Below are 15,163 nucleotides of genomic sequence, written 5' to 3'. Positions count from 1 at the left end.
TTATGCTTGTATCAAATTTTCCGTTTAGATTAGGTCGGCGTAAGATACTAGGGAGAGGTAGCTTTCGCGCGCAACTGTTTGCGTATGAACGCGAACGGTTGCGCGCTGACTGCCACGAATTCACCCACGAAATTTCGGACCAGCGCAGTCATCGATGTCGCGCAAGGCCTTTTTCGCGAGAAGACCGGCGATCACCATCCCTGCGATTAAGCTAATCTGCGCCGCAGACTGATTGTACGGAAACCAATCACCGGCGACATGAGCACCCGCCCATGCGCCGATGTAGAGCGAAAAGCTGTACGTAAGGACGGTGCGCATGATCCCTGCCGATCTGTTAACACATTCTTCATCATACCATGAATTGAACTAAAACAAGAAAAAAGTGGCGCTCCATGCCCCTGAGGCCGGATCAGGTGGCGGTGATCGAACCACGCCCCCACTTTGTGCAGTGCAATATGTTCGTATAGGTATACCTATGCGGACTCGTTGGAGCGTGGCGAAAGGCCTGTCCGCTAGGGTTGCTTCCAGCATACGGACATGCATTTATGCGGACAGCATCCCAACGGACGGAGTCGCCGCATGTCTCAGGTCGTCATGTACTGCCGCGTTTCGACGGCCGATCAGACCGCCGCCCACCAAGTGACGCAGGCCGAGGCCGCGGGCTTCACGATTGATGCGGTTGTGGCGGATGAAGGCGTGTCTGGCGTCAGCACCCGCCTCGTGGATCGGCCGCAGGGCAGGCGCTTGTTCGATCTGTTGCGCCGGGGTGACGTGTTGATTGTGAGGTGGGTGGATCGGCTCGGCCGCGACTACGGCGACGTTTGCGAGGTGATCCGCGAGCTGATGCGCCGCGGCGTGGTCGTCAAGACGATCATCCACGGCATGACCTTCGACGGCGCCACTCAGGACCCGATGAGCCAAGCCGTGCGGGATGCTCTGATCGGCTTCATGGCTGCGACGGCGCAAGCGCAGGCAGAGGCAACCCGCGAGGCGCAGCGGGCGGGGATCGCCCATGCCAAGACCCGGGAAGCCGCCTACCGTGGCCGGAAGCCGTCCTACAGCCGCGGGCAGCTCGACATGGTGACTGCGATGCTCGCCCAGGGTGCCAGCATCTCGGCCATCTCCCGCGATACCGGCCTATCGAGGCAGAGCGTTTACCGTATCCAAGAGGACCCGGCCGAAGCCGAAGCGATCTTGGCGCGGTGGGCGGCGTAACGGTCTAGCTGGTCAAAGGCGGATCGTGGTCAGCCGTCCAGGTTCAACGGATGCTCACCCGGACGGCGTGACAGACTACAGGATCGCTGAGCTATCTAACTGTGTCTTTGTATTGTCGGATTTTTCGACAGTCGTTGTCGGCGGTATTACCGGGATGCTGAATTTTATTCGACTAACAGTACTGTGCTCGGCTGATTTGGATCCGTCACCTCCAAAGTCTATCCCGAAAACCTTTAATCCCGCCTTGGCTGATCCTGAGGTCTTGTCCTGAACAGTAACAGCGACATCAAATTCAACATCTTTGGCGTCTGATTGCTTGGACGCTTCGAACGCAGGATTGATGACGCCGGACGCTTCTGGGGTTTCGAGCCGCCGTTTGATTGCTTGCTCTACCCCTTCCTGTATTTGAACCAGTGTCTCAGCAATGAAATCTTTCAAGTCCATAAATTTCCCCTATCTAGATTCTACACCATGTGATTCTTTTATATTGAAGGAACAAGCATCATCACTGTATCGGCGCGATGTCCGTGAACTTCATTATAAACTCCGGTTCCTGCAAGGATCCGGAAAGTGTCATGCTTGACTCGCGAAAACAATCAGTTTTATCTCGAAAAAGACTGCCAGAAAATACCACTGGTTGCCCTTTTGAGAGAGAGCTTGCAGAGGCGAATAATTGCGAACTTGGTTCGATAAGCGTGTTTGATCCCGTGTCAGACAAGGAGTTATTCCAAGTTTTTACGTAAATATCGTCTCCAAGGTGAATCGTGAGAACGCCTTTGCCATCGTTGTTCGATGAAAGGCCGTAGACTGTTCCCACCCACCGATCGGCCCGGCCACTCTGAAACGCCGAGCAAATGTCACGCGCACGTGCCGGTCGTGCGGCACCCTTGGCCATCTCATTGGCGCCAGCTTGGTAGGCAGCTTGGCCTTGCCGCACTGCTTGGACAAAAGAAGTTTGCGATGGCGGCATCAGAGAAGTGAACGAAACAGCTGTCGCTTGTGCTCTGACTGCGCTCACGCTTCCGCCCGGTCCGCTCTTAGTCTTGCTATTGTCGCCCAACATCCAGCCTAAGGCAGCAACGCCACACACAATCCAAAATAACTTCTTCATCTCCCCCTCCTCGCCTGTCAGCTGATCAAAATTATCTGAAGTCCGGTTCGACTTTTGCGACCAAAGGTAAAGTTAGCAGCCCATTGATCCCCGGCGATCTTCTTAAGCGAGAATCGGCCCGCCCGACAGGACATAGGTGCCAAAGATGCCAAATTTTTTATCTTACGATTCCCGTGCTGGCCAGGAGGGCGGCACTGACGTTTCCGCATCTGCCTCACAGATTGCCGCAGTCATCCACACCAAAAATAAGATACCATCATTGCATCATATGCCTGATGCGTGATTGTCTTCGCATAGCCGTGGCCGCTCGTACCGGTGCGGGTCAGACGAGCTGCGCGAATGTCATCAGCTGTACAATTCAGTATTTCGTATACGGGTCACAACGCTGATCATAACGAGATTGAGTTTTACGATGTTGCAGATGCTCTGACTGGATTTCAGAGGTATCTTGCTCTTACAACACATTTTATCTTGAACGACGAAATTATCGTCAAGGCGCCTGCATTGAAAGGTGCTAGGATTTATGCACTTCCCGCGCAGCCAGGGAGCTGGAAGTTTACGGCAAATATAGCTGTTTTTGGTACCGCGCTGACTGCTCTTGCGGGCGCCGTTTATCAAGTCGGAACCGCTGATAAAGATACTCCGGTCGGCAATTTTGGCCGATCGATATATGATTACATTATATCTGAGACTGTCGGGGTTCATGTTGACTACGACAAGACAATTGGAGAAGTCTATCGTGAGCGAAAAAAGAGAGATCCGTATTTTCCTGATTTGAGTCAATCTAGACTAGACTCATTACTAGAGAAATGTGAAAGTTCTGTTGCAAAGATGCACAGGCCAATCATCGCATCAAAGACTGCAAGCAAGGCGACAATATCGGTTGGCAAGCCTGGAGGCGATGTAAATCTTACAGGGAGCCTAGATCGAGATACCTATGACTACATGTCTTACACTACAACTGACCAGAAAGAGGTAATTGTTGCCGGCAGAATAACCAGTTATAATATCAATACTTTTACTGGGCGTATATATCTTCCGGCCGAAAAACGCCCTATCGCATTTACTTTGGCGGAATTTGCTCGAAATCCAGAAAACATCGGCGCAATCGTTGCTAGCCTTTCTGCAACAGCAAAAGACAAGATTGACGGCGATAATGATATTAAATGTTTTGTTTTCCGACGCAAGAGTCGAACTGAGAGAATAAAAAGTATAGTTATATCCAAAATTATATCGCCACGATAGCAATTATTTATAAAGATATTACTAATTGAAGTCCATGTTGCGTGATATTCAGTCCTCGCAAGTGTATGATGAGCCCTGAAATATTATTGTGATGGAAATCAAGCAGCCTAACAGTTTTGAGCTCCTGTCGATCTCGGCTCCCGCATCCTCACCCCGGCGCCACCGCCGTTCTCGGGGATGAAGTCGACTCCCGCCTTCTCGAACGCCAGCTGGAGCAGCGTGCGATTGCTCTCTCGCATCTCGCCGCCCTTCTCGAACGCCCGAACCGTGACGACGCTCAGCCCGGTAGCGGCGCTTAGATCGGCCTGCGTCCAATCGAGAAGCCCACGGGCGGCGCGGCACTGAGCGGGCTCGATGGCAGCCATCTAAGTTTCCTTTTTAGAAAGTTTCTCTTGCTGGGTGCTGCATCGTCCGGTACTTTCCTTTTTAGAAGGTTAAGACTGGAAAGGGAAAGCCGATGGCAGCCCGCCGCTCACTCTCCTGGACTCAGGCAATGCACGAGATGGCCGCCGATCGCCAACCGGCGGTGGCCCGTCGCGCCCATCTGGCGAGCCTCCAAGCTGCCAGGGAAGAGAAGCTGAGGGCAGCGAGCGGCACCAAGGCTGGGCTCTGGACCGTAGCGGGCGGCTTCGATCGTCGCCGCATCATGGTTCACGCGATCCAGTCTGCCCGCGCCGTCCTGAACGGCTGCCTCGCCCGTGGATGCTGGCGCACCGCCATGTCGCACGGCCTGAAGACCGCTTGGGCCGCCGCACATGCCGCCCGGCGAGCCGCCACCCACTGACCCCTCACCCACCAGGAAGGAGACCGTCATGTCCAAGTCCGCCCATCGTGCCGCCCGTAAGGCCGTTCTGCACTTTCAAGACCAAATCGAGGTGCTGGCGAAGTCCGATCCGGCCCGGGTCATCGTATTTGCGAACGCTGCGATTTCCGCTGCGAGAATCGTCATCGAGAGATACGATGTTGAGAGCGACGCTCTGGAGGCGTTCGAAGAGTTCTTCGCTCCCGTGATCGTTGATGAGGCCGCCGCCTGACGGGCGAGGCCGCCGGGGAGCGCAAGAGGCGACGCGCTCAACCCGGCGGGGACGTAGCCAAGGGGGCATCGGCGTCGCGCCTTGGTGAATTGCGTTATAAATCAATCGCTTAAGTAGCGCAACATTGTAGCGCGTACATCACGGCGTGCTCGCTCCATCACATCAGTACGCATCCACTCATCCACGCCGTGACGTAGCTACGTAACTACGTCACGGCGTAAATGCGTGTTCCCTGCCCTGCTGCGGTATGGAAGCGGGTAAGCGAGCCAAGGGCTCACTCACCGAGCACCCACGACAATGATCAATGTCGCGCCTCATGCATCCGTGATGCTTTAAGATATTGCATTATTTTGATCACTGTTTATTTCTATATGATCCTAAAATTGATTCTACATGATATAGATTATCTGATATTTTTATTTCAAAAATTTCTTTTGCGTCGCGTAAGACATTGATTGCGTGGTTTGTCATAACTTCTGCAATAACAATCAAATCTTTTCGCTGGCTTTCTGTCCATGAACGGCAAGCTCGTGCAATCATATTGTCAAGCTGTTCGTTCGTGCAATTGTTCTCCATTATGTAATCTGACAGACCGGCAGCAAGATTTGCGATTTGCCTTATATCTTTAGGAGACTCAATTTCTATTTCTGATTCATTTTCCTCCTGCGAGGTGTCTGATTTATTTAGGAAGGCTGAAAAATCAATTATATTGGCTGACATCTGTTATTCTCCTACATCTAGCCCGTCCCTGTCATTGCATCAGCGACGAGTGGCAGCCTCACCCAAGGGCTTCTTCGATGACAGACACATCGCCCGGGGGCCCAATCATGCAAGCTCGCGCCGCGATACGAAACCATGATACAAATGCGCCTGCGGTGGCCGATCGGCGCCAATGAAATCAATGACTTACGTGATTAGCTGTCCTTGATGCCGAAGGGCACGCCTTCGAGGGGGCGCGCCCGCCCGTCCCGGATCCGCCGGGCACTCTCCTTCGCCGCGGCTCGCGCGTCCGGCACCGGGGCGAGCACCGCGTCGCGGCCGGAGGGGTGGCGGGCGATGCGCTCGGTCAAGGCGGCGAGGAGCGCCACCGGGTCGGTGGTGCCTGCGGCATAGGCGGCCTGGAGGGCACCGATCCCGAGCCCGTGCGGCGGCCCGTCCTCGACCGGGGGCAGGGGTGGGGCGGCGGGTGCCGCCTCCCCGGTCGTGTCGGCCGCCTGCCGCAGGCGCCGCTCGGCCCAGGCCGGCTCGGGCGCAGTCCGGTCCCAGGAAGGGGGCAGGTCCCGGGCCGGGGCGCCTTGCGCGACCGTGCCGGCCAGGATGGTGCGGGCGACGAGCGCGTCGGACACGCTCACGCGGCGATCTCCACACGATCCTGCCGGCAGGCCATCAGCGGCTGGATCCGGGTGCCGAAGGTGTCGAGGCCTCCGAGGAAGTCGTCGAAGGTCAGCATGATGCCCTTCACCCCCGGCACGGTGGCCGCCTCGTCGAGCATCCGCGCCACCTTGGCGTAAGAGCCCACCAGCGTGCCCATGTTGAAGTTCACCGCCCCCTCCGGCAGGTTCATCCAGGTCGCGGTCGAATCGGCGGAGGCGGCCTTGTCCTGATTGCTCTGGTCGAGCATCCAGGCGAGCGCCGCCACGTCGGCGCCCTGGCGGTAGGCCATCCAGCGCGCCTCCGCCGCCGCGTCGGTCTCGTCGGCGATCACCATCATCAGCACGGTGGAGCCGACGTCGCGCCCGGTCTTGGCGGTCGCCTCGATCAGCCGGGCGCAGGTCGGCGCGCAGGCGGTCGGGGTGTTGAGGCCGGTGCCGAGCACGAAGTTGTAATCGGCATATTGGGCCGCGAATTCCATGCCCCGCCCGCTCTGGCCAGCGGCGACGATCGGGATCGGGCTCGACGGCACAGGCTTCATCATGCAGCCCTCCATCCGGAAGTGCTCGCCCTTGAAGTCGGAATGTCCGGTCTCCCACAGCTCCTTCATCACCCGGACGTATTCGGTGGAGTAGTCGTAGCGGTAGCCGAAATAATCGTCGCCGGGCCACAGGCCCATCTGCGCATATTCCGCCTTCTGCCAGCCCGACACGATGTTCACCCCGAACCGGCCGGGGGCGATCGACTCGATCGTGGTCGCCATGCGGGCGACCAGGGCTGGCGGCAGGGTCAGCACCGCGGTCGAGGCGAAGAGCCTGATCCGCTCGGTCACCGCCGCGAGGCCCGCCATCAGGGTGAAGGATTCGAGGTTGTAGTCCCAGAACTCGGTCTTGCCGCCGAACCCGTGCAGCTTGATCATCGAGAGGGCGAAATCGAGCCCGTAGCCTTCCGCCTTCTGCACGATCGCCTTGTTGAGGGCAAAGCTCGGCTTGTATTGCGGGGCCGCCTCCGAGATCAGCCAGCCGTTGTTGCCGATCGGGATGAACACGCCGATATCCATGGCGAAGCTCCGGGTTCCGGTGGGCGGCGGAAGGGCCGTCCGGAGGGGCTTTGCAGGATCGGGGCCGTTTTCAGGTCACGTGCAGCGCGCTCGCGATGTCGGTGCGGGAAAAATCGTCGCCGACGAAGAGCAAGGGGCATCCGTGTGCCCTGGCCAGCGCGTAGGCGAAGCAATCGCCCAAGTTCAGGCCGGCCGGATGCACACCCTTTCCCCATTGGGCGTAGGCCGTCGCGCAATCGTGGGCCACGGCTGCCGTGACGGGGATCACGTCGAAGGCGAGATCATCGACCAAGGCTCTCACGGTGTCGCCGACATTTCGCCGCTCCGAGACGATCAGGGCTTCGGCCAAGGTTCCCGCCGAGATCAGAACGTCGAACTCGTCGGCAAGAACGGTCATGCAGGCTGCAGCCTGCAACTCGCCCTGAACGATCGCCATGAGAGCCGACGTGTCGACGACGATCATCCGGGCAGGCCGTCATCGTCGTACAGGAAATCCTGGCTTCGAGCAGCGCAAGGACCGGGCGTCACCTTGGCACGACCGGCCTCTCGGGCGGCCATGAGGATCCGCTCCCGCTCCGCCACGGATTGCGGCGCCCTCACCGGCACCAGCCGCACGGCGGCCCGGCCCTGGCGGGTGAGAATCACCTCGTCGCCGGTCTCTGCCCGCCGCACGAGGTCGGCCAACTGCCCTTCTGCTTCCGAGAGGGAAACCTTCATGACGTTATTCCGACTCGTTGCCGACAAGAAAGTGGACCGGTGGAAGAGTGGACTGTGCGGTGGCCTCGTTCAATAGGCCTGCTGCTCGGACCCGGTGCGGATCGGGGGCCGCCGGTGGGCCGTTGCGGACCGTGTCGCCATCCATGACGATGGTCCCCGACAGTCCAGGATCGCTCCATGTCCGCGCCGACCATCCGGATCGCCCGCGACCCCGCAGCGGACGTCTGGTCCGTCGAAGAAAGCGACGGGCCGGGCCTCGGGGCCGAGGCGGCGACCGCGGACGCCCTGATCGCCCGCCTGCCTGTCATCGTGGCGGATCTGCGCGACGAGGGCGGTCCCGTCCCGGTCGGGATCGTGATCGGCTAACGCCCCCGCCGCGCCGTCAGCACCGAGGCCCCCAGCACCGCCAGGCTCACCGCCCCGATCAGCAGCGTCGAGATCGCGTTGATCTCCGGGGTCACGCCGAGGCGGACCTGGCTGTAGAGGCGCATCGGCAGGGTGGTGGCGCCGGGCCCCGAGACGAAGCTCGCGATCACGAGGTCGTCCATCGACAGGGTGAAGGCCAGGAGGAAACCCGCGACGACCGCGGGCGCGATCAGCGGCAGGGTCACGGTGCGGAACACCGTGACGGGCGCGGCGCCGAGATCGGAGGCGGCCTCGAGCAGCGAGCGGTCGAGGTGGCGCAGCCGGGCCTGGACCACGACGGCGACGAAGCAGAGCGTGAAGGTCGCGTGCGCGATCACGATGGTCCAGACGCCGCGCGGAACGCCCAAGCCCACGAAGAGCAGCAGCAGCGACAGGCCGGTGATCACCTCCGGCATCACCATCGGGGCGTAGACGAGCCCGGTGAGGAGCGGCCGGCCGGGGAAGCGCCGGCGCCCGTCCAGGGCCAGGGCCGCGAGCGTGCCGAGCACGGTCGCGAGGCTCGCCGAGGCGAGAGCCACCTTGAGGGTGACGAGGGCGGACTCGACCAACGGGCCGTTGTCGAGGAGGCCGGCATACCATTGCGTCGAGAACCCGGCCCAGACCGTGACCAAGCGCGACGCGTTGAACGAGTAGACGACGAGGACCAGGATCGGCCCGTACAGGAAGGCCAGCCCCAGACCCAAGGCGGCCCAGGCGAGCGGATGGGGGCGGTGCATGTTACGGCCGCTCCAGCCGGCGGGCCTCGGCCTCGCGAAACAGCACCACCGGGCCGGCGACGATGACGAGGAGTACTACCGCCACCGCGGAGGCGAGCGGCCAGTCGCGGTTGGAGAAGAACTCGCTCCACAGGACCCGCCCGAGCATCAAGGTGTCCGGCCCGCCGAGGAGATCCGGGATGATGAACTCGCCGGTGATCGGGATGAAGCACAGCAGCGCCCCGGCGACGAGGCCGGGCCACGACAGCGGCAGGGTCACGGTGCGGAAGGCGGCAAGCCGGCTCGCCCCGAGGTCGCGGGCGGCCTCGATCAGCCCGCGGTCGAGCCGTTCGAGCACCGCGTAGAGCGGCAGCACCATGAACGGCAGGTAGGCATAGACCACCCCGATCATCACCGCCGCCGGGGTGTTGAGGATCTCGATCGGTCTCGCAATCAGCCCGAGCGCCATCAGCGCCTGGTTGAGCAGCCCGTCGGCCTTCAGGATCGCGATCCAGGCATAGACCCGGATCAGGAAGCTGGTCCAGAACGGGATCACCATCAGGGCGACGAGGAGCGGCTGCCAGGCCTTCGGCGCCCGCGCCATCGCGTAGGCGATCGGGTAGCCGACGAGGATCAGGAGCAGGGTGGCGCCGAAAGCCACGGTCAGCGAGGTCAGGCCCGCATCGAGATAAAGCGGGTCGGCGATCAGCGTGCGGTAATTCTCGAAGTCGAGGGCGGCGAGCACGTCGGCCCACCCGGCGAGGCCGGCATCCCAGTCGAGCACCGGGGTATAGGGCGGCAGGGCGGTAGCCGGGTCCGACAGGCTGATCTTGACGACGACCAGGAACGGCAGGCCGAAGAATGCGACGAGCCAGAGCAGCGGCAAGGCCGGCAGGCGCGAGGACCGCAGGGCGTCGCGAAACCGTGCCCTCATGCGGAATCCGCCGGCAGCAGCGAGGCATCGTCCGGCGCGAAGGCGAGATGCACCGGGGCGCCGACGGCCGGACCCGCCCCGGGCGGCCCCGAGGCGCGCAACACCCGCCCGTCGGCGAGGCCGACCCGGTAGAGGATTTTTTCTCCGAGATAGGTCGCGTCGAGAAGGGTGCCGGCCAAACCCTCTTCGGCGAGCCGAAGCCGTTCGGGCCTGAGCGTCAGGAGGCCGGGCGCCCCGGCCGGACCGGCGCCGTGATGGTCGACGGCCCGCAGGCGGCCGTAGGGCGTGTCGAGGTCGCGCACCGCGCCGGCCCCGCCCTCCCCGAGCCGGCCCTCGATCAGGTTCACGTCGCCGAGCAATCCGGCGACGTAGCGCGTCGCCGGGCGCTCGTAGAGCTCGGCCGCCGGTCCGACCTGAACCAGCCGGCCCGCCGCCATCACGCCGATGCGGTCGGCGAGCACCATCGCCTCGGCGGGGTCGTGGGTGACGACCACGAAGGTGGTGCCGAGCCGGCGCTGCAACGCCCGCAGCTCGGCTTGCGTCTCCTCCCGCAGGGCGCGGTCGAGGGCGCCGAGCGGCTCGTCGAGGAGCAGCACCCGGGGTCGCTTGGCGAGAGCCCGGGCGAGCGCCACCCGCTGGCGCTGGCCGCCGGAGAGCTGGTCGGGCCGGCGGTGGCCGAGGGCGTCGAGCTGGACCAGGCGCAGCATCTCGGCGACCCGGGCGGCGACCTCCGCCTTGCCCAAAGCTTCCCGCTCCAGCCCGTAGGCGACGTTCCCCGCCACGTCCTTGTGCGGAAACAGGGCGTAGGACTGGAACATCATGTTGACCGGCCGCCGGTGCGGCGGCACCCCGGCAAGATCCTGCCCGTCGAGGAGGATTGTTCCGGCGCTCGGTTCCTCGAAGCCGGCCACCAGGCGCAGCAGCGTGGACTTGCCGCAGCCGGACGGCCCGAGCAGGCAGAACACCTGGCCGGGCGCGAGGTCGAGATCGACGCTGTCGACGGCGGGATGGGAGCCGAAGCGCTTCGACACCGCCGCGAAGCGGAGGTGGCCGGGCGCGGGCGAGGGCGTGGAGGAAGCAGGCGTCGTCACGTCGTCCGGGCGGCGCGGGCGGGCGGGAGCCCGACATCTAGCCCGGGAAACCCCTGCCCGGGAAGAGCCCCGCCGGGTCGGGGCCCGGCAGGGGCCGGGCCGGCGGTCAGGACCCTTGTCTCGACCGGGGCGGCCTGTTCATCCGCGAGATGTCATTGGACCAATGGCGATGACGCTGGGTCTTGTCCGATGTCGAACACCGCGTGTATTGTCATCGACGACACGCGTGAGACCGTCCGTTGCGTCCCTCGACCCGGCGGTCCTCCGCATCTCCTCCCGAGACGTGTCGCAGACTTGGCGCCTCTCTCCGGTCCCGGCGGGAGGCGTTTTTCTGCGTGGACGGGACGGCTCTCAATGCGCGTCCGCCCCCGCCCCGCCGGGCCGCGGCCGGCGGATCATCGGCGTGGCGCAGGCCATCAGCACGAACATCACGGTCAGGATCAGGAACACGTCGGAGAAGCTCATCAGGAGCCCCTGCATCCGCACCGTGTTCATCATCGCCTTGAGCGCCATGGCGTCCGGGTTGCCGGCGAGCCCCGCAAAGCCCTTGGCCATGCTGTCGAGTCGCTCCAGCACCATCGGATTGGTCCAGGTGAAGCGCTCGTGCAGGCGGGCGAGGTGCAGGTCCCAGCGGTCGTTGAGCGTCGTGTTGATGAGCGCCAGCCCCACCGCGCCGCCGAGGTTGCGGGTGAGGTTGTAGAGGCCCGACGCGTTCTTCATCCGGGCCGGCGGCAGGGTGCCGAGCGCGATGTTGTTGATCGGGATCATGCACAGCATCAAGGAGCAGCCGCGCAAAACCTGCGGCCACAGCAACTCGTAGAAGTCCCAGTCCTTGGTGATGCCGGTGACGATCCAGGTGCCGGCCGCGAAGCCCGTGAATCCGATCGCCATCATGATCCGCGGATCGACCTTGGCCGAGAGGCGCCCGGCGATGGGAGCGGTGGCGAACATGCACAGGCCGGAGACGAACATCGTCTCGCCGATCTGGAGCGCCGAGTAGCCGCGGACCCGGCCGAGATAGACCGGATACAGGTAGGTCAGGCCGTAGAGGCCGATGCCCATGACGAAGCTGAACAGGCAGCCGGCGGCGAAGTTGCGGTCGGAGAAGGCCTTGAGGTCGACGATCGGCTGCTCGGCGGTGAGCGCCCGCCAGAAGAAGCCGATGCAGGCGACGGCGCAGACAATCGCCGCGGCGAAGATCGCCTCCTCCTGGAACCAGTCGTGGGTCGGGCCCTCCTCCAGCACGTATTCGAGGCAGCCGAGGAACGCCGCCATCAGGCCGAGGCCGGCCCAGTCGAAGCGCTTGAGCAGGTCGAGGTTCGGCTTGTCGAAATCGACCAGCAGGTAGGTCGAGACCGTGACGAAGATGCCCGGCACGATGTTGATGAGGAAGAGCCAGTGCCAGTTGAACAGGTCGGTGAGGTAGCCGCCGACGGTCGGGCCGATGGTGGGGGCGAGGGTCGCGACGAGCCCGATCATCGGCGAGACGATGCTGCGCTTCGAGGCCGGGAAGATCGTGAAGGCCGAGGCGAACACCGTCGGGATCATGCCGCCGCCGATGAAGCCCTGCAGGGCGCGCCAGACGATCATCTCGCCGATCGTCGACGAGGTGGCGCACATCAGGCTCATCAGGGTGAAGCCGCCGGCCGAGATCACGAACATCCAGCGGGTCGAGAGCACCCGCGACAGGGTGCCCGAGAGCGGGATCGAAATCACCTCGGCGATGAGGTAGCTCGTCTGCACCCACGGGATCTCGTCGGCCGAGGCCGAGAGGCCGGCCTGGATCTCGGCGAGGGACGCCGAGACGATCTGGATGTCCAGGATCGCCATGAACATCCCGAACACCATGCAGATGAACGCCACCATGCGGCGGCGGTCGATCGGCGCGTCGGCGGGCGCGGGGGTCGCGGCCATGTCGGATAAGCCTGCTGGATTTTAGATTGAGGGAGAGTCTGTTTGACTCGACCTGACGATGCTAAGGCGCGTCTCCCCTCTCCCGAGTGGGAGAGGGGTCGGGGTGAGGGTGGCTCGGTTTCCGCAATGATCCTGAACCGTCGAGCTGCGCAGCTCGACGCTCGGCGACCTATTCTGAAGCCGAGCCACCCTCACCCCTACCCCTCTCCCACACGGGAGAGGGGATCCCGCGCTCTACGATTGTCTTCTTTGGCTCACCGCCCCGCCGTACGAACGGCCGGCGAAGTCTTCCCCTCCGACACCGCCTGATGCGGCTCGATCGGGGCCGGGGGCTTCGTCTCGTCGAGGCCGCGCGTATCGACCCGCACCACCACCGAGAGGCCCGGCCGCAGCAGGCCCTCGCGGGCGATTGCCTCGGGCACCCGCACCCGGACGGGCAGGCGCTGGACGATCTTGGTGAAGTTGCCGGTCGCGTTGTCCGGCGGCAGCAGGCTGAACACCGAGCCGGAGGCCGGCGACAGGCTCTCGACGGTGCCGACGATGTCGCGGTCGGGCCAGGCATCGACCCGGATGTGGACCGGCTGGCCGACCCGGACCCGGCCGAGCTGGGTCTCCTTGAAGTTGGCGTCGACCCGGGCGCTCTGGAGCGGCACCAGCGCGGCGATGCGCGAGCCCGGCCCGACATAGGCGCCGGCCTCCGTCGCCTTGTTGCCGATCACCCCGTCGAAGGGCGCGCGGAGCACCGTGAAGGTCAGGTCGCGCTTGGCGCGGTCGACGGCGGTGCGCAACTCGGCGGCGAGGTTCTCGGCTTCCTTCGTCTGCGCCTCCAGCACCGCGACGTTGGCCTGGAGCGCGATCAGGTTGGCCTCGGCGCCCTTCACGGTGGCGTCCGACCGGTCGCGATCGGCCCGGGACTGCTCCAGGCGCGACTTGGCGGCGAATTCGGATTGCGCGAGCTGCTGCTGGCGCTGGTAATCGGCGGCGGCCCTCACCTGGTCGGCCTTGGCGGCGTCGATCTGGGCCTGGCCCTGGAGCACCTGGGCCCGGGCGGCCTCGGCCTGGCGGGCGATGCGGGCGATGACGCTGCCTTGCGTCGCCAGCTTGTCCTCGGCGGCCTTCAGCGCCAGGCGGTAATCGCCGTCCTCGATCCGCGCGATGACGTCGCCGGCCTTGACCGCCTGGCCGTTCACCACCGGCACCGCCTCGAGGTAGCCCGAGACCTTGGCGGCCAGCGTCGAGATGTCGGCCTGGACGTAGGCGTCGTCGGTGGTGACGAAGAAGCGGCCGGTCGTCCACCATTCGTGGCCGGCATAGGCGCCGTAGGCGCCGCCGCCGGCGACGAGCGCGAGCAGGATCAGGCGGCGCAAGGGGCGCTTGCGCTTCACGGGCGGAGCCGCGGCGGCCGGTGCCGCCGCCTGGGGGGCGGCCCTCTCCATCGCCGGCGCGGCCTTGCCGGCCGCCTCGCCGGCGGGCCGGCCCTGCGCGTAATCGTCTCGGAACGCCATCGTCTGTCACCCGTCCTCGGGGATCGCCCCGCCACCATCCCCCGAAGCGGTTGACGGCTCTCGAACGACCGCGATACTACGTTGACCGAACCGTTCGGTCAATCGATCCTGTGTGCGCCGCACACGCTCGATCGCAGGCCCGATTGATCGCCGCGGCGGCACCCCCCACATTGGGCTTCAGGCCCCCATGGCACCCCGATGAGCGACGCCCCGTTAAGCCCTCCCCCGCCGATACCGAGAAGCGCCGCCAGATCCTGGACGGGGCCCGCGAGGTCTTTCTCGCCAGCGGCTTCGACGGCGCCAGCATGGGGGCGATCGCCAAGGCGGCGGGCGTCTCGAAGGGCACGCTCTACGTCTATTTCGAGAGCAAGGAGGCCTTGTTCGAGGCGCTGACGGTCGAGGAGAAGCGGAGCCTCGCCGAGAACATCTGCCGCCTCGACCACGACGACCCCGACATCGCCGCCGTCCTGCGCCGCCTCGGCACCAGCCTGATGGAGGCGATGGTGCGGCCCGACCACATCGCCTCGGTGCGGATGGTGATCGGCGCGGCGGAGAAATTCCCGCGCTTCGGCCGGGCCTTCTACGAGGCGGGACCGCTGCTCGGCCGCACGCGCCTGCGCGCCTATCTCGACGCCCAGGTGGCCGCCGGCCGCCTGCGCGCGATGGACACCGACCTCGCCGCCCGCCACTTCTTCGATCTCTGCGCCGCCACCACGATGCGCCGCCTGCTCTTTTCCGTCGGCGACCCGCCGACCGAGGCGGAAACGACCTACTGGGTGGCGGAGGCGGTGCGGGTTTTTCTGGCGGGGTATGGGCCGGAGGGGCAGTAGGGGCGAGCGCCTGTC

General features: G+C 63.9%; 20 protein-coding genes. 6 read left to right on the top strand and 14 right to left on the bottom strand.

All coding sequences use genetic code 11. The annotated features are described in order from the left end of the window. Positions 1–120: 120 nt before the first annotated feature. Positions 121–318, bottom strand: a complete 198-nt coding sequence (locus F1D61_RS11970) for a hypothetical protein (RefSeq protein ID WP_203158091.1) — start codon at positions 316–318, stop codon at positions 121–123. A 261-nt stretch (positions 319–579) separates the two neighbouring features. On the opposite strand from F1D61_RS11970, the gene F1D61_RS11965 reads away from it, so the two are divergent. Beyond that, positions 580–1,215 (top strand): recombinase family protein, encoded by a 636-nt coding sequence (locus tag F1D61_RS11965; protein WP_203158090.1) that lies wholly within the window; start codon positions 580–582, stop codon positions 1,213–1,215. Positions 1,216–1,290: 75 nt separating this feature from the next. Here F1D61_RS11965 and F1D61_RS11960 read toward each other — a convergent pair whose 3' ends face one another. Both F1D61_RS11960 and F1D61_RS11955 read right to left on the bottom strand, forming a co-directional pair. Further along, positions 1,291–1,653: a hypothetical protein gene (locus F1D61_RS11960; protein WP_203158088.1), complete on the bottom strand. Its 363-nt coding sequence runs from the start codon at positions 1,651–1,653 to the stop codon at positions 1,291–1,293. Positions 1,654–1,720: 67 nt separating this feature from the next. Further along, positions 1,721–2,326 (bottom strand): hypothetical protein, encoded by a 606-nt coding sequence (locus F1D61_RS11955; RefSeq protein WP_203158086.1) that lies wholly within the window; start codon positions 2,324–2,326, stop codon positions 1,721–1,723. Between the two features lie 339 nt (positions 2,327–2,665). Between F1D61_RS11955 and F1D61_RS11950 the strand changes: the two genes are divergently transcribed. Continuing rightward, positions 2,666–3,571 (top strand): hypothetical protein, encoded by a 906-nt coding sequence (locus F1D61_RS11950; RefSeq protein ID WP_203158085.1) that lies wholly within the window; start codon positions 2,666–2,668, stop codon positions 3,569–3,571. Positions 3,572–3,678: 107 nt separating this feature from the next. Here the strand turns inward: F1D61_RS11950 and F1D61_RS11945 are convergent, their stop codons facing one another. Then, on the bottom strand, positions 3,679–3,936 hold the full coding sequence (locus F1D61_RS11945; RefSeq protein ID WP_203158083.1) for a helix-turn-helix domain-containing protein: 258 nt from the start codon (positions 3,934–3,936) through the stop codon (positions 3,679–3,681). Between the two features lie 92 nt (positions 3,937–4,028). Here F1D61_RS11945 and F1D61_RS11940 point away from each other — a divergent pair, with 92 nt between their 5' ends. Then, the gene (locus F1D61_RS11940) at positions 4,029–4,355 is read left to right on the top strand and encodes a hypothetical protein (RefSeq protein ID WP_203158081.1); all 327 of its coding nucleotides are present in this window, start codon (positions 4,029–4,031) and stop codon (positions 4,353–4,355) included. Positions 4,356–4,383: 28 nt separating this feature from the next. After that, positions 4,384–4,605, top strand: a complete 222-nt coding sequence (locus F1D61_RS11935; protein ID WP_203158079.1) for a hypothetical protein — start codon at positions 4,384–4,386, stop codon at positions 4,603–4,605. Between the two features lie 354 nt (positions 4,606–4,959). Here F1D61_RS11935 and F1D61_RS11930 read toward each other — a convergent pair whose 3' ends face one another. The 5 genes from F1D61_RS11930 to F1D61_RS11910 all read right to left on the bottom strand — a co-directional run bounded on the left by F1D61_RS11930 (position 4,960) and on the right by F1D61_RS11910 (position 7,753). Beyond that, positions 4,960–5,325, bottom strand: a complete 366-nt coding sequence (locus tag F1D61_RS11930) for a hypothetical protein (RefSeq protein WP_203158078.1) — start codon at positions 5,323–5,325, stop codon at positions 4,960–4,962. Positions 5,326–5,519: 194 nt separating this feature from the next. Then, complete coding sequence (locus F1D61_RS11925) at positions 5,520–5,957, bottom strand: hypothetical protein (RefSeq protein ID WP_203158076.1); 438 nt, start codon at positions 5,955–5,957, stop codon at positions 5,520–5,522. Then, positions 5,954–7,036 (bottom strand): pyrimidine utilization protein A, encoded by a 1,083-nt coding sequence (gene rutA, locus F1D61_RS11920; RefSeq protein ID WP_203158074.1) that lies wholly within the window; start codon positions 7,034–7,036, stop codon positions 5,954–5,956. The genes F1D61_RS11925 and rutA overlap by 4 nt, the downstream gene beginning before the upstream one ends. A gap of 70 nt (positions 7,037–7,106) precedes the next feature. After that, positions 7,107–7,499 (bottom strand): type II toxin-antitoxin system VapC family toxin, encoded by a 393-nt coding sequence (locus F1D61_RS11915; protein WP_203158072.1) that lies wholly within the window; start codon positions 7,497–7,499, stop codon positions 7,107–7,109. Further along, positions 7,496–7,753: a type II toxin-antitoxin system Phd/YefM family antitoxin gene (locus F1D61_RS11910; RefSeq protein WP_203158070.1), complete on the bottom strand. Its 258-nt coding sequence runs from the start codon at positions 7,751–7,753 to the stop codon at positions 7,496–7,498. Before F1D61_RS11910 ends, F1D61_RS11915 begins: the two co-directional genes overlap by 4 nt. 177 nt (positions 7,754–7,930) lie before the next feature. On the opposite strand from F1D61_RS11910, the gene F1D61_RS11905 reads away from it, so the two are divergent. Next, complete coding sequence (locus tag F1D61_RS11905; RefSeq protein ID WP_203158069.1) at positions 7,931–8,119, top strand: DUF1902 domain-containing protein; 189 nt, start codon at positions 7,931–7,933, stop codon at positions 8,117–8,119. On the opposite strand, the gene F1D61_RS11900 is transcribed toward F1D61_RS11905, so the two are convergent. The 5 genes from F1D61_RS11900 to F1D61_RS11880 all read right to left on the bottom strand — a co-directional run bounded on the left by F1D61_RS11900 (position 8,116) and on the right by F1D61_RS11880 (position 14,318). After that, complete coding sequence (locus tag F1D61_RS11900) at positions 8,116–8,895, bottom strand: ABC transporter permease (RefSeq protein ID WP_203158067.1); 780 nt, start codon at positions 8,893–8,895, stop codon at positions 8,116–8,118. The genes F1D61_RS11905 and F1D61_RS11900 overlap by 4 nt on opposite strands. Before the next feature lies 1 nt (position 8,896). After that, positions 8,897–9,808 carry an ABC transporter permease gene (locus F1D61_RS11895; RefSeq protein WP_203158066.1) on the bottom strand — a complete coding sequence of 304 codons (912 nt, stop codon included), beginning with the start codon at positions 9,806–9,808 and terminating at the stop codon, positions 8,897–8,899. Further along, the gene (locus tag F1D61_RS11890; RefSeq protein ID WP_203158064.1) at positions 9,805–10,899 is read right to left on the bottom strand and encodes an ABC transporter ATP-binding protein; all 1,095 of its coding nucleotides are present in this window, start codon (positions 10,897–10,899) and stop codon (positions 9,805–9,807) included. Before F1D61_RS11890 ends, F1D61_RS11895 begins: the two co-directional genes overlap by 4 nt. Before the next feature lie 351 nt (positions 10,900–11,250). Continuing rightward, a complete protein-coding gene (locus tag F1D61_RS11885) occupies positions 11,251–12,813 on the bottom strand; it encodes a DHA2 family efflux MFS transporter permease subunit (RefSeq protein ID WP_203158063.1) in 1,563 nt (520 codons plus the stop codon). A gap of 254 nt (positions 12,814–13,067) precedes the next feature. Then, the gene (locus tag F1D61_RS11880; protein ID WP_203158061.1) at positions 13,068–14,318 is read right to left on the bottom strand and encodes an HlyD family secretion protein; all 1,251 of its coding nucleotides are present in this window, start codon (positions 14,316–14,318) and stop codon (positions 13,068–13,070) included. A gap of 170 nt (positions 14,319–14,488) precedes the next feature. Here F1D61_RS11880 and F1D61_RS11875 point away from each other — a divergent pair, with 170 nt between their 5' ends. Further along, positions 14,489–15,148 carry a TetR/AcrR family transcriptional regulator gene (locus F1D61_RS11875; protein WP_246775835.1) on the top strand — a complete coding sequence of 220 codons (660 nt, stop codon included), beginning with the start codon at positions 14,489–14,491 and terminating at the stop codon, positions 15,146–15,148. The last annotated feature ends 15 nt before the right edge of the window (positions 15,149–15,163 follow it).

The sequence above is a fragment of the Methylobacterium aquaticum genome, assembly GCF_016804325.1.
Taxonomy (GTDB): Bacteria; Pseudomonadota; Alphaproteobacteria; order Rhizobiales; family Beijerinckiaceae; genus Methylobacterium; species Methylobacterium aquaticum_C.
Note: the sequence above shows the minus strand (reverse complement) of the source record. Positions and strands in the feature narration are given on the sequence as shown.